This window comes from Psychroflexus salis, assembly GCF_014640175.1.
GTDB lineage: Bacteria > Bacteroidota > Bacteroidia > Flavobacteriales > Flavobacteriaceae > Psychroflexus > Psychroflexus salis.
Genome location: NZ_BMGL01000002.1, coordinates 94,411 through 107,566 on the forward strand (window position 1 = coordinate 94,411; position 13,156 = coordinate 107,566).

Genomic DNA, 13,156 nt, shown 5'->3' on the forward strand with positions numbered 1-13,156 from the left:
TTTTTATTCGCGCACTTGCCTGCAGTTGGCAGGTTAGTGGCAACAAGCATATTCAGGTCTACTTAAACTAAAAAGGAAACTTTAATTGAACATTTACATCGCTTGGAATTGTGCTTTTCTTTTCGGTATTGAGATTAGAAACACTTATTCCTAGTAAGCGCACTGATTCTCGAATAGGATCTTGATACAGTAAATTTTTAGCTTCTTCAAAGAGTAAACTTTTAGACGAAATATAAAAAGCCAAGGTCTTACTTCGCGTCTGTACACTAAAATCGCTGTGTTTTATTTTTAAAGTAATGGTTTTACCCGCTACTTTTTTCGATGTTAATCGGCGTTCAACTTCTTCAGCAATTTGCTCTAAACGCTGCAACATAAATATTTCTGAAGAAATATTATCGCTAAATGTCCGCTCGGCTCCAAGCGATTTGCGGGTGCGATTGGGCTTTACTTCACTTAAATGAATTCCACGTACGACTTGATAATAGTGTTTTCCACTTTTTCCAAATTTATCTTCTAATTCTGTTAAGCTATATTTTTTGAGATCTGCACCCGTAAAAATACCGATTTTATACATTTTTACTTGAGTTACTTTTCCAACTCCATGGAATTTTCGAACATCTAAATCTTCTAAAAACGAAATCACTTCTTCTGGTGGAATGGTTTTTTGTCCGTTGGGTTTATTAATATCACTGGCTACTTTAGCAATAAATTTATTGATCGAAATTCCTGCGGAAGCATTTAATCCTGTTTTCTCTTTAATGCGTTTACGAATTTCTGTAGCCAAGTGAGTAGCACTCGGATTCCCTTTTTTATTTTGGGTAACATCTAAGTAAGCTTCATCTAAAGACAAGGGTTCAACTAAATCGGTATATTCAAAAAAAACTTTTCTGATTTTTTCAGAAATTTCAGTATATCGGTCAAATCGTGCTTTCACAAAAATTAAATCTGGACAAAGTTTTTGCGCTAGCCTGCCACTCATTGCACTTTTTACACCAAACTTTCTTGCTTCGTAACTTGCTGCAGCAACCACACCACGTTTTGAACTTCCGCCAACGGCAATGGCTTTACCTCGCAACTCAGGATTATCTAATTGCTCAACAGAAGCATAAAAAGCATCCATATCTACATGAATAATTTTTCGAAGGTAATTTCGGAAATCCATAGGTCAAAAATACGGTTTTTTGAAGTGTAGTGAGATGTAACTTATGCTACGAAATGAGCTTTAACTACTATTTTTCTATTTATTTTTCGTGGTTGATGTTAGAATTATAAATTATTTATTTGCTTTTGCAAGGAATAAGCTTGCTAATCAATGCAAATTATACAACGAATGAAATTTATTTATCAGTTATACGAGTGGCCAAATTTTAAATGGGAATCTGATCAAATCCTACATTTGTTGGGATAAGCTAGGCATTTACAAGGTAAGATTTTAGGAAGAATGCAGTCGCTTGGATTTGAATTAAAAAATGAAGCTAATCTAGCCACTTTAACACTAGACATTATAAAGTCTAATGAAATTGAGGGAGAATACTTAAATCAAGATCAGGTTCGTTCGTCAATTGCAAGAAAATTAGGTCTTGAAATAGCAGGATCAGTGAATTCAGATCGGTACGTTGATGGGGTAGTGGAGTTAATGTTAGAAGCCACACAAAATTATTCTAATGAAATAACAAAAACTCGATTATGCAATTGGCATGCAGGACTTTTTCCGACAGGAAGAAGCGGAATTTTTAAAATTCAAGTTGCTGATTGGAGAACCGTTGTTAATGGTCCAATACAAGTAGTCTCTGGCAGTATAGGAAAAGAAAAAATACATTTCCAAGCACCTGATGCAAAATTAGTAAATCGAGAAATGATTCATTTTTTAGATTGGATTAATGCAAGCCCAAACATTGATTTAATCATTAAAGCAGCAATAGCTCATTTATGGTTTTTAACAATTCATCCTTTTGAAGATGGAAATGGGCGTATAGCTCTTGCAATTACCGACTTGCTGCTGGCTAGATCTGATAAAAGTCCACAACGATTTTACAGTATGTCATCACAAATTCATATCAAAAGAAATCAGTATTATCAAATTCTTGAAGATACACAAAAAGGAAATTTAGATGTTACAAATTGGATAGTATGGTTCCTAACAACTTTAATCGAGACGATTGAATCAACTGAGCTTGTTTTAAATCGCATTTTTCTGAAAGCTGATTTTTGGAACATGCATGCTAAAACCATTATGAACCAAAGGCAAAAAAATATACTTAACAAGATTTTGGACGGCTTCGAAGGGAAATTGACATCTTCCAAATGGGCAAAAATCACCAAATGTTCAAAAGATACAGCTGTAAGAGATATAAACGATTTAGTTAAAAAAAACATACTTAAAAAAGAAAACGCTGGTGGCAGAAGTACAAGTTATGAATTAGTAAAAATTGATGAATAGGTATTGATAGCAACTATTGTACAAATCTTTTTAAAGTGTGTTGCTTTGCCAATTTTTTCCTAGCACAAAGACAGTTTAATTAGTCTTTATTAATGAATTCATGGTAAAATATAGATTCATTAGTGTCTATTAGTGTATTCGTGGCATTAGTATTTATTATGAATTTTCAGCAAATTATAGCTTCATTTCAGTATAATATTAGTTAACCGATGCACCACACATTGGAACACAACTTCAATTTAGCTTAAAACGAGCTAAGCAAAATAAATTCCGTAATTTTGAGCAAATTAAAAAATGACTATTTATGAAAGTAGGCGTAATTGGCGCAGGAACTATGGGCAGCGGAATTGCACAAATTGCAGCAACAGCAAGTTGCCAAGTTCAACTATTCGATAAACAAAACACAGCGCTCGAACATTCGAAAACGCAACTCGATAAAATACTAAACCGATTAATTGAAAAAAAAAGAATTTCTGTTGAAGAAAAACAGCACATTCAACTAAATATAAACTACACAGCATCGCTATCCGATTTAAACAAATGCGATCTAGTTATTGAAGCTATTGTTGAAAATTTAGAAATTAAACAGCAAGTATTTCAAGATTTAGAAAAAATAGTGGGAGCAGGGACTATTTTAGCTAGCAACACATCTTCACTTTCTATTGCATCTATTGCTTCAGCTTTGGCAAAACCCGAACGTTGTATAGGAATGCACTTCTTTAATCCAGCGCCTTTAATGAAGTTGGTAGAAGTTATTCCTGCGGTACAAACTAGCGATCATGTTGTTCAAAAATCCCTTCAAATATTAACCGATTGGAAAAAATCTCCAGCCTTAGCTAAAGATACACCCGGCTTTATTGTGAATCGTGTGGCTCGCCCCTTTTATGGTGAAGCACTTCGCATTTATGAAGAAGGTATCGCCAATTTTGTAACGATTGACTGGGCAATGAAGCATTTTGGAAAATTTAGAATGGGACCATTCGAGTTGATGGATTTTATTGGTAATGATGTAAATTATACTGTAACAGAAACTGTTTTTAAAGCTTTTTATTACGACCAAAGGTATAAACCTTCATTTACCCAAAAACGCTTTGCCGAAGCGGGTTACCTAGGAAGAAAATCGGGTAAAGGCTATTATGATTATGCTGAAAATGTGCAAAATCCGAATCCGAATACTGACGAAACTTTAGGAAAACAAATTTTTGAACGCATATTGATTATGCTTATTAACGAAGCTGCCGATGCGCTTTTTATGCAAATTGCATCTGCAAAAGATATCGATTTAGCCATGAAAGGTGGAGTTAATTACCCCAAAGGATTGTTGGCTTGGGCAAACCAAAAAGGAATGGATTGGTGTGTGCATCAAATGGATGATTTATACGATACTTATCGAGAAGATAGATATAGATGCAGCCCTTTGCTTAGAAAAATGATGAAAGAGAAAAAGGAATTTAGTTTTTAAAAATTCAAGATTTAAAACCATACACTATTGAAAAATTTGAGCGAAGCTGATAAATTGAAAATTCCATATAAAATGCTTTCAGAAGATGCATTTTCGCAATGGTTGGGAATTGAAATTGTGAAAGTTAAACTCGGTTATTGCCAAGTAAAATTGAAGGTGAGAAAGGAAATGCTCAACTCTATGCAAAAATCCCACGGCGGAATTACGTATGCATTGGCAGACACCGCTTTTGGCTTTGCAGCCAATACGCATGGCAATTATGCTGTTTCTATCGAAACTTCTATCAATCATATTGAAGCGGTAAATGAAGGCGATGAACTAACGGCTGAATCTAGTGTAAGCATCGATAAAAATAAATTGGGTTTTCATGTGGTAGAAATTAAACGTAATACAGAATTAGTAGCTTTGTTTAAAGGGGTTGTGTATAAAGCTTCAAAAAAATGGGAAGTTGAATAAAAAGGACTGTTTTTATTAACTGCCAACTAACCAGAAGGGGAAATTCCTGCTTATGTTATGCTATTGATGCTATAAGAATTGAAATTTAATTTTCTTTTTAAAACATTGCTCTCTAGCTTTTAGTTATTTTTGTGCTTATGAACAATTACTTTTCATCAGATTTTAAACTAGGAATTTTAGGCGGCGGTCAACTTGGTAAAATGATGTTGTACGAAACCCGAAAGTACGATATTGCTACTTCGGTAATCGATCCCAACCCTGAAGCTCCAGCTAAATTAGCTGCCAATTATTTTGAAGTTGGTGATATACAAGATTATGAAACCGTTTTGAAATTTGGACGCGCTGTAGACTTGCTAACTTTCGAGATTGAAAGTGTGAATGTAGAAGCACTTCAACAACTAGAAAAAGAAGGAAAAAAAGTATATCCATCTTCTCAAACCTTACTGCAAATTCAAGATAAAGCAGTTCAGAAACAATTTTATAAAGCCGAACATTTACCTACGGCTAATTTTGACGTTTTTACCTCAAAAGCTGAGTTAACAGAAGCTATACTTCGCAAAGAAATTAGCTTTCCATTTGTTTGGAAAGCCTGTAAAGGTGGCTACGATGGAAAAGGGGTGAGTGTAATTAAAAAACAGGAAGATTTAATTTCGTTGCCCGAAATCGCTTGTATACGCGAAGATTTAGTTCCTTTTAAAAACGAGTTAGCAGTTATTGTTGCAAGAAATGTTTCAGGTGAAATAAAAACCTATCCTGTGGTTGAAATGGAGTTTCATCCAACAGCCAATCAAGTAGAATATGTATTGAGTCCCGCTCGAATTTCTGCAGAAGTAGCCCAAAAAGCAAGAATGGTAGCCATGCGAGTTTCAGAAGCTTTTCGGCATGTAGGTTTATTAGCTGTTGAACTTTTTCAAACCGAAGATGATGAAATTTTAATCAACGAAGTTGCTCCGAGACCACATAATTCTGGTCACTTTAGTATAGAAGCTAGTTACACTAACCAATTTGAACAGCATTTACGTGCTATTTTGAATTTGCCTTTAGGTGAAACCAAACAAAAATTAGGTGCAGTAATGGTTAATTTGGTGGGTGATGCAGATTATACTGGAAATGTATATTACCAACATATTGAAGAAATTATGAAAATGCCTGGAGTAACCCCACATATATATGGTAAACGCGAAACGCGTCCATTTCGAAAAATGGGGCATGTAAGCATTATTCACGAAGACTTAAATGAAGCACGTAAAGTAGCTGAACACGTAAAAACAAAAATAAAAGTAATTTCTAAATCAAAATAAGATGGCAAAAGTGGGAATAATTATGGGGAGTACAAGCGACTTACCTATTATGCAAGAAGCAATCGATTTTTTAGAAGGTTTATTAATTGAAGTTGAAGTAGATATTGTTTCAGCACACCGAACACCAGATAAATTAATGGAATATGGGAAAAATGCTCATGCACGTGGTTTACAGGTAATTATTGCTGGAGCAGGTGGAGCTGCGCATTTACCGGGTATGATTGCATCCCTTTCTCCACTTCCTGTTATTGGAGTTCCCGTGAAATCAAGAAATTCTATAGATGGCTGGGATTCTATTTTATCAATTTTACAAATGCCCGCTGGTGTTCCTGTGGCAACTGTGGCTCTAGATGGTGCAAAAAATGCTGGCATTTTAGCTGCTCAGATTTTAGGCGCAAGCAATGCTGAAATTCAACAGCAAGTATTGGATTATAAAGCTTCATTGAAAGAAAAAGTAATACAAGGTGCTAAAGAAGTAAGAAAGTAAGAATTAAAACTAAGATTTCTCCCTGTCCTGCTATTCTTCAAATGGAAACCATGAACTCATTTTTAAATCTTCAAATTCCTAGTAACGCATCAGTCTTTTTGGTCTTTTTGGTCATTCAGTCTTTTTGTCTTTTCAGTCTTCTCTCATTTCCCAAATTATCAAATCAACACATCTTCCAATCATCAAATTAAAAAAAACTTACATTTTCTTTTTCTGTGCATGGTCAACCGTCATAGAAACCGCAGCGTCTCCAGTAACATTAACGGTGGTACGCAGCATGTCTAAGGGTCGATCTACTGCAAAAATTAAAGCAAGACCGGCTTCTGGAATTCCTGCTTGACTTAAAACAATAACTAGCATTACAATTCCAGCTCCTGGGACTGCGGCTGATCCAATAGATGCAAGCGTGGCTGTTCCAATAATTCCAAGTTGAGCGGCCAAATCTAAATTCATACCAAAAGCTTGAGCAATAAAAACGGCAGCAACTGCTTGGTACAAGCTAGTACCATCCATGTTAATTGTGGCACCGATGGGTAGTACAAAACTTGCTACTTTCGAATCTACTTTAAGTTCATCTTCTACACGTTCCATGGTAACCGGTAGTGTAGCTGCACTCGAACTGGTAGAAAAAGCTAAGAGTTGAGCTGGGAAAATTCCACCTAAAAAAGTGCTTGGATTCTTTCCTGTAATTAACCAAACGCCCAATGTATAAAATAGAATCATGATAACTAAACCAGCTACCACACAAAGCGAATAATATAGTAAGGCAATAATTAAATCACTACTAGGTGCTTCAACAACTAGAGCAGCTAATAAAGCGAAAACACCTACCGGAGCAGCTAGCATAATTAAATCGATCATTTTTAAAATGACTTCATTTAAACTATCAAAAAAATCTTTTACGGGTTTAGCTTGCTTTTCAGGAATAAGGATTAAACCAATACCAAAAAAAATGGCGAAGAAAATTACCTGAAGCATATTCCCATTATCTGATGCTGCTCCAAAAATATTGTCGGGTACTAAATCTTCTAAGGCTTGTAAAGGACCTGATTCTTTTTGTTTTTGAGCAACTTGTCTGCTCGATTCGGCATCGGCTCCATAGCTTTCGACTAATTCGTTTCGTGTTTCTTCGGAAATGGTTTTTCCTGGTTGAAAAACATTAACCATTATTAAACCAATACTAACTGCAATTAGGGTAGTAATTAAATAAGTAGCAATGGTTCTAAATCCCATTTTCGACAGGCTAGAAATATCTTTTAAATCGGAAATTCCTTTTACTAAAGAAGCAAGTATTAAGGGTACAGCAATAAGTTTGAGTGATTTGATAAAGATGTTTCCAAAGGGTTTGATCCAGTCTGAGATAAAGTCGGCTCCCCAATCGAATGGATTTAGTACTAACGCAAAAATAACGCCTAAAACCATTCCCAATATAATTTGCCAGTGTAGTGCTAATTTCATGTATTTGAATTATCGAATTAAATTTGATGTTAAATTAAAATTGCATTAAAACCTAAAATTTTTTCGTGCTTGGTGCAAAAGTAAATGGTCTAAAATAACCATTGCAGCCATGGCTTCTACTATGGGTACTGCTCGAGGTACCACACAAGGGTCGTGTCTCCCTTTTCCTTGCATTTCAACTTCAGTTTGTGTGGTATTTATGGTTTTTTGCTTTTGCATTAAAGTGGCAACGGGTTTAAAAGCTACTTTAAATACGATGTCCATTCCGTTAGAAATTCCACCTTGAACGCCACCACTAAAATTAGTTGATGTTTGCTCATTAGTTTGAATCAGGTCATTATGCTCGCTGCCTTTCATTGTTGTGCCTTCAAATCCGCTGCCAATTTCGAAACCTTTAACTGCGTTAATGGACAGCATAGCTTTTCCTAAGTCGGCATGTAGTTTGTCAAATACGGGTTCGCCCAAACCTACGGGTATATTTTGAATTACACAGGTTATCACTCCACCAATGGTATCGCCTTCTTTTCGGATTTGCTTAATGTAATCTTCCATTTTTTTAGCTAAATCTAGGTCTGCACAACGCACAGGATTCTGCTCAATGTTTGTAAAATCTAATTGAGGATAATCTTTATTGAGTTGCATATTTCCAACAGCAGATGTGTAAGCTGTAAATTTTAACTCTTTCAATAATTGTTTGGCAATTGCTCCCGCTACAACACGAGATGCAGTTTCTCTGGCGCTCGATCTTCCGCCACCGCGGTAATCGCGATTTGCATATTTTTTTTGGTAGGTAAAATCTGCATGACTTGGGCGGTAAACATCTTTAATATGGCTGTAATCTTTAGACTTAGAGTCGGCATTTACAATTTCAAAAGCAATGGGCGTGCCTGTTGTTTTTCCCTCAAATAACCCCGATTTAAATTGAACAATATCACTCTCTTTACGTTGAGTTACAATATTGGATTGTCCAGGTTTACGCCTGTCCAATTCTTGTTGTATTAAATTTAAGTCCAATGGAATATTAGATGGGCAACCATCGATGATACCACCGATAGAAACACCATGAGACTCCCCATAAGTGGTGAGTTTAAAAATATTTCCAAAACTATTTCCTGCCATAATTACAATTTCAACAAATGTAAATGATTACGCCATTTTACAAAAGTTTTTTACGATGAAGTCTTTACTACTTAAGTGTTTTTTTTCACATTAATTTGATATATTCTTAGCTTTATTCGAGTATTTTTGCAGAACAATTTTACAATTAATGTCCAATTCTAATTCTACAAATACCAACAAAAAACCACGTTGGAAATTGCTTCATCAATACTACACCTACACAGGTTTTTATAATTTTTTGGGTAGAAGTATGATGAAGGCTGCGATACCTATTGCCGCTTTTATTGCGGTAGTCCTAGGGATTCACTTTTTTGTAATGGATATTAATGATATATTAATTTACGTTACCGAAAACTTTCATCCGATTGGTGTTTTAACTGTTTTTTTTGCATCAGAATCTATTTTGGGTTTAATTCCACCAGAAATATTTATTGCTTGGGCTGGGAAATTTGTAAATTACCAATGGTACTTATTGGCTTTGCTCGGAATACTTTCTTATTTAGGAGGTATTATTTCTTATTTTGTTGGTCGAGGTTTTGCAGCTATTCCTAGTGTTTTTGTGTATTTAGAAGTTAAAATGGCAAAACACATTAAAAATATGCGAAAGTGGGGTGGACTTTTAATTATTGCTGGAGCTTTATTGCCTTTACCTTTTTCAATTTCAAGCATGGCAGCTGGAATTATAAAATTTCCGTTCGGAAGCTTTTTGCTCTTTGGTTTACTTCGCTTGTTGCGTTTTGCAATATACGGAATAGCTATCTTCGGAGCTTTATAAAAAAAAGCTGTTTAAGTAAATAAACAGCTTTTGTATCTTTATGAATTTGAGTCCATTCTTTACTAAATAAAACCCATAATTTTTTTATAGTCTTAAAATAGGTTGAAATTTAGAATTAAGAAAATTTAGTAGTAATAACCCAATTAAAAGTAGGAGTTTTAATCTTGTAAGGGATATAAAATTAAGATTTCTTTTGTTTTCTCTTCTCCAAATATGCTTATAGCATTCTTTTTAAAAGATCTATTTAATTTTTCTATATGCTTAGCATGACTTGCATCTTCTGAGTTATTAGGTCCTAATTTTGCCATACTTTGTTCTCTAGAAGTAATAAAACGAGTTAAGTATTGAGTCTCTTCCTCGCTTAAATCTAATTTTTCTGAAATAACTAATGCAGTTTTCTTAGATGTATTGTACAATTCTTGATAATCAACTTCTTGAGCAAAGCCAGAAAGACTACCCAATACAATAGCTGCAAAAAGTACAAAAGATGTAAAATATCGTTTCATAAATAATAAAATTTTTGTTTGGGTTAAATATAGGGTTAATTTTATAAAGCTACCTAATTGGAATGCTTTTTTATTTAATTTTGCCTAGTACTTATTAAAATAACTAATTGGTGTTTTGGCTTTTTAATCATCTTGCAATATAGTACATTATAATGGCTATTGAGCTGTTAAACAGCTTTATCCTCATGTCTTAGCTTGTTTTGTTTTCTGTTTTATCTTAATTATAAAATTCGATAGTTTGTAACTTCTTCTGCTTATATAAGTTGGTAAGTCTTAAAAAAAAGCGTCTTATTGAAAACCAATAAGACGCTTTTTAAATTTTAAAATTAGGATTAGTTGAGTGTAAATGTTACTCTTCTAACAATATTTCTAGCTTCTGAAGCATTTGATTCAACAGACTCATCAATTCCACCACCTTGGTGTGTTAAGCGGTCTTCGCTTATGCCAGCGCTAACTAAGATATCAAAAACTTTTTTAGCTCTTCGTTCTGATAAGCTATTGTTGTATTCTGCATTTCCAATTTGGTCAGCGTATCCAGTTAAAGTAGCTGTTGCTTCTGGATTATTACGCATATAAGTTACCATATAATTAACTGCATCGAACGAATAAATTTCTGGTTGAGTACTATCAAACTTAAAGTATACGTTTACATAGCCTTCATTCAACAATGTTTTAGCCATTTGATTTGCATCACCTAACATGCCTTCTTCTTCAGCTTGTTGTTGAGATACGAATCGAGCATCTAAAGATTCTTCCATATCATCAGGAATGCCATTACTATTTGTATCAACAGCTCTTCCTTTTGTATCTACGCTAATTCCAGTAGGAGTATTTGGCTCAACATCGATATAATTAGGAATTCCATCACGGTCATCATCTTGCATATCGCCTTCTAGTTTTGCTAAGCGTCCTTCAATTTCTTCAACTTCTTTTTGCAATTGCTTAGTTTTAGAGTTGTCTACAAAATCAGCATGCTTATCGTTACTGCCTAAATAAACAGATAAACCTAAAGTGGTTGTAAACATGGTATGGTCAAATCCATTAATAACACCACTACTCGAGCCATCCCAAGTTAGGTCTGCAGAATCAAAGTACATTGCATTGATATTTAAATTAAGTGCAAAACGTTCTGTAATTTTAAACTGAGGAGTAATTCCGCCTGTAACACCAATAAATTGGTCAGTTTCAGAAACAAATTCAGTATCATTTCTGCCGTAACTAACTCCAGCGTGACCGAGTATATTGAAGCGTTGTGTCCACTCTCTAAAATTCATAATATTACCAAAATTAGCAACACCTTGTACGCCAAGACGCATAAAATTCGACTCAAAATCTAAAGAGCCAGAGCTTGGTCTAATCTCCGAATATCCAAGATCAGCACGTAAACCAAAACGGTCGTTAAACATGTAACGAGCACCAATTTCAACCGCTAAATCAGTAATTTGGTTTTGGTCAAAACCAGTTCCATAAGTTTCTGTAGCTTTGTTTACACCAGCACCAAAGTCTATAGACCATCTATTAAAATCTTCTTGTGCGAAAACGGATGTAGCCGTTAAAAGTAAAAATACAGCTAAAAGTGTATTATTTTTCATGATAGTTATTTTATTAATTATCTTGCAAATATAAGGTAGTTTAGTTTAAAGACAAAGATTTTAATATTATTATCTTATTCATTTTTAAATTTTTAACCAAATTAGCCTATCACTTTCTATACCACAAATAGAGTTTTTATGTAGAATTTTTAGTTCAAATATTTGTATAGGCAGATAATATTTAGCATTTTTGTATATACTAATCAATGCTTTAACCTAGTATGAAATCAAATTTCGGCTATCATCCAACCCATCAGCCATTTGAATTACGTTAAATAGCGCTATGAACTTGAGTTCATTTAAGAAAGCGTTTACATTTGCATTGATTATTAATTTGTTAGTCTTAAAATGGGACTAGCCATGGCGAAGCCGTAGAAAAAATCAAGCTTAACTCCTTATATATTTTATTTCATGAATGCATCAACATCAATACGAATTACACTTATCGCTGGGGCGAGGCCGAATTTCATGAAAATTGCACCTATCATACATGCTATTCAAAAAGCAAAAAAAAGTGGGGAACAAATTGATTACCGTTTAGTGCACACCGGACAGCATTACGATGAAAAAATGAGTGAAACCTTTTTTAAGCAGCTCAATATTCCGCATCCAGATGTAAATTTAGCCTGTGGTGGAGGCAGTCAAGCTGAACAAACAGCTGCCATTATGCTAGCTTTTGAAAAAGAAATTTTAGCCAATCCAAGCGATTTGGTTGTGGTGGTTGGCGATGTAACTTCAACCATGGCATGCAGCATTGTTGCTAAAAAGCTGAGCATTAAAGTAGCTCATGTTGAAGCAGGAATTCGTTCTTGGGATTGTAGTATGCCCGAAGAAATTAACCGCATGCTTACCGATAGTATAACCGATTGCTTTTTTACCACTTCTACTTTAGCAGGGGAAAACCTTTTAAATGAAGGCCACAAAAAAGAACAAATTCACTTTGTAGGAAATGTAATGATCGATACACTTCGAGCCAACGAAAGTCGTTTTCAGCAACCTGAAGTTTGGAAAGAACTTGGCTTAAGTCCAAAAGCATATTTGGTTATGACCATGCACAGACCAGCCAATGTAGATGAAGAAGCCAAGTTAAAAGAATTTATTAGCAGCATAGACGACAATACCAACGCAATGCCGGTTGTATTTCCAATTCACCCACGTACCAAAGCAATTCTAGAAAAAGCAGGTATCCAAATGAAAAATATTCATTTAGTGGAGCCCTTGGGTTATTTGGAATTCAACTATTTGGTAAAACACGCCAAGGGAGTATTAACCGACTCTGGTGGAATTACCGAAGAAACTACGGTAATGAATGTACCTTGCATTACCTTACGTGATAACACCGAACGCCCAGAAACGATTGATATTGGAACCAACGAACTTATCGGCACAGATCCTAAAAAAATCAAACCAGCCTTAGAAAAATTACTTGCTGGTAAGTGGAAACAAGGTCACATCCCCGAAAAATGGGACGGCAAAGCCGCAGAACGCATAGTTTCTATACTCTGTCATTCTTTATAGTCAGTAAAATACATATTAAAAACCTGGTCTTTCTATGTAATA

General features: G+C 34.8%; 12 protein-coding genes and 1 pseudogene. 8 read left to right on the forward strand and 5 right to left on the reverse strand.

Annotated elements, in window-relative coordinates; all coding sequences use genetic code 11:
* Nucleotides 1-67: 67 nt before the first annotated feature.
* Entirely contained in the window at nucleotides 68-1,162 is a 1,095-nt protein-coding gene (gene dinB, locus IEV63_RS01630) for a DNA polymerase IV (protein WP_188405014.1), read from the reverse strand.
* Between the two features lie 261 nt (nucleotides 1,163-1,423).
* Between dinB and IEV63_RS13060 the strand changes: the two are divergent.
* The 6 genes and pseudogenes from IEV63_RS13060 to purE form a co-directional block, all read left to right on the forward strand.
* Nucleotides 1,424-1,570, forward strand: a pseudogene (locus IEV63_RS13060) (DUF4172 domain-containing protein); the annotation flags it as partial.
* A gap of 27 nt (nucleotides 1,571-1,597) precedes the next feature.
* Nucleotides 1,598-2,440, forward strand: coding sequence for a Fic family protein (locus IEV63_RS01635; RefSeq protein WP_373283701.1), 843 nt, complete (start codon nucleotides 1,598-1,600; stop codon nucleotides 2,438-2,440).
* A gap of 304 nt (nucleotides 2,441-2,744) precedes the next feature.
* Nucleotides 2,745-3,902, forward strand: a complete 1,158-nt coding sequence (locus IEV63_RS01640) for a 3-hydroxyacyl-CoA dehydrogenase NAD-binding domain-containing protein (RefSeq protein WP_188405015.1) — start codon at nucleotides 2,745-2,747, stop codon at nucleotides 3,900-3,902.
* Between the two features lie 72 nt (nucleotides 3,903-3,974).
* On the forward strand, nucleotides 3,975-4,358 hold the full coding sequence (locus IEV63_RS01645; RefSeq protein WP_188405191.1) for a PaaI family thioesterase: 384 nt from the start codon (nucleotides 3,975-3,977) through the stop codon (nucleotides 4,356-4,358).
* 137 nt (nucleotides 4,359-4,495) lie between these two features.
* Nucleotides 4,496-5,659, forward strand: a complete 1,164-nt coding sequence (locus IEV63_RS01650) for a 5-(carboxyamino)imidazole ribonucleotide synthase (protein ID WP_188405016.1) — start codon at nucleotides 4,496-4,498, stop codon at nucleotides 5,657-5,659.
* A 1-nt stretch (nucleotide 5,660) separates the two neighbouring features.
* A complete protein-coding gene (gene purE, locus IEV63_RS01655; RefSeq protein ID WP_188405017.1) occupies nucleotides 5,661-6,146 on the forward strand; it encodes a 5-(carboxyamino)imidazole ribonucleotide mutase in 486 nt (161 codons plus the stop codon).
* A gap of 198 nt (nucleotides 6,147-6,344) precedes the next feature.
* Here the strand turns inward: purE and IEV63_RS01660 are convergent, their stop codons facing one another.
* Together IEV63_RS01660 and aroC are read right to left on the reverse strand one after the other, a co-directional pair.
* Nucleotides 6,345-7,604: a dicarboxylate/amino acid:cation symporter gene (locus IEV63_RS01660; RefSeq protein WP_188405018.1), complete on the reverse strand. Its 1,260-nt coding sequence runs from the start codon at nucleotides 7,602-7,604 to the stop codon at nucleotides 6,345-6,347.
* Nucleotides 7,605-7,649: 45 nt separating this feature from the next.
* On the reverse strand, nucleotides 7,650-8,723 hold the full coding sequence (gene aroC, locus IEV63_RS01665) for a chorismate synthase (protein ID WP_188405019.1): 1,074 nt from the start codon (nucleotides 8,721-8,723) through the stop codon (nucleotides 7,650-7,652).
* 148 nt (nucleotides 8,724-8,871) lie between these two features.
* Between aroC and IEV63_RS01670 the strand changes: the two genes are divergently transcribed.
* On the forward strand, nucleotides 8,872-9,498 hold the full coding sequence (locus tag IEV63_RS01670; RefSeq protein WP_188405020.1) for a YqaA family protein: 627 nt from the start codon (nucleotides 8,872-8,874) through the stop codon (nucleotides 9,496-9,498).
* A 158-nt stretch (nucleotides 9,499-9,656) separates the two neighbouring features.
* Here the strand turns inward: IEV63_RS01670 and IEV63_RS01675 are convergent, their stop codons facing one another.
* A complete protein-coding gene (locus tag IEV63_RS01675) occupies nucleotides 9,657-10,004 on the reverse strand; it encodes a hypothetical protein (protein WP_188405021.1) in 348 nt (115 codons plus the stop codon).
* A 332-nt stretch (nucleotides 10,005-10,336) separates the two neighbouring features.
* Nucleotides 10,337-11,596: an OmpA family protein gene (locus IEV63_RS01680; protein ID WP_188405022.1), complete on the reverse strand. Its 1,260-nt coding sequence runs from the start codon at nucleotides 11,594-11,596 to the stop codon at nucleotides 10,337-10,339.
* Between the two features lie 429 nt (nucleotides 11,597-12,025).
* Between IEV63_RS01680 and wecB the strand changes: the two genes are divergently transcribed.
* Nucleotides 12,026-13,114 (forward strand): non-hydrolyzing UDP-N-acetylglucosamine 2-epimerase, encoded by a 1,089-nt coding sequence (gene wecB / locus IEV63_RS01685; RefSeq protein ID WP_262890049.1) that lies wholly within the window; start codon nucleotides 12,026-12,028, stop codon nucleotides 13,112-13,114.
* Nucleotides 13,115-13,156: the final 42 nt, after the last annotated feature.

Coding starts and splice junctions, on each gene's coding strand:
- dinB (WP_188405014.1), bottom strand. CDS start 1,162: ATGGATTTCCGAAATTACCTTCGAAAAATTATTCATGTAGATATGGAT.
- IEV63_RS01640 (WP_188405015.1), top strand. CDS start 2,745: ATGAAAGTAGGCGTAATTGGCGCAGGAACTATGGGCAGCGGAATTGCA.
- IEV63_RS01645 (WP_188405191.1), top strand. CDS start 3,975: ATGCTTTCAGAAGATGCATTTTCGCAATGGTTGGGAATTGAAATTGTG.
- IEV63_RS01650 (WP_188405016.1), top strand. CDS start 4,496: ATGAACAATTACTTTTCATCAGATTTTAAACTAGGAATTTTAGGCGGC.
- purE (WP_188405017.1), top strand. CDS start 5,661: ATGGCAAAAGTGGGAATAATTATGGGGAGTACAAGCGACTTACCTATT.
- IEV63_RS01660 (WP_188405018.1), bottom strand. CDS start 7,604: ATGAAATTAGCACTACACTGGCAAATTATATTGGGAATGGTTTTAGGC.
- aroC (WP_188405019.1), bottom strand. CDS start 8,723: ATGGCAGGAAATAGTTTTGGAAATATTTTTAAACTCACCACTTATGGG.
- IEV63_RS01670 (WP_188405020.1), top strand. CDS start 8,872: ATGTCCAATTCTAATTCTACAAATACCAACAAAAAACCACGTTGGAAA.
- IEV63_RS01675 (WP_188405021.1), bottom strand. CDS start 10,004: ATGAAACGATATTTTACATCTTTTGTACTTTTTGCAGCTATTGTATTG.
- IEV63_RS01680 (WP_188405022.1), bottom strand. CDS start 11,596: ATGAAAAATAATACACTTTTAGCTGTATTTTTACTTTTAACGGCTACA.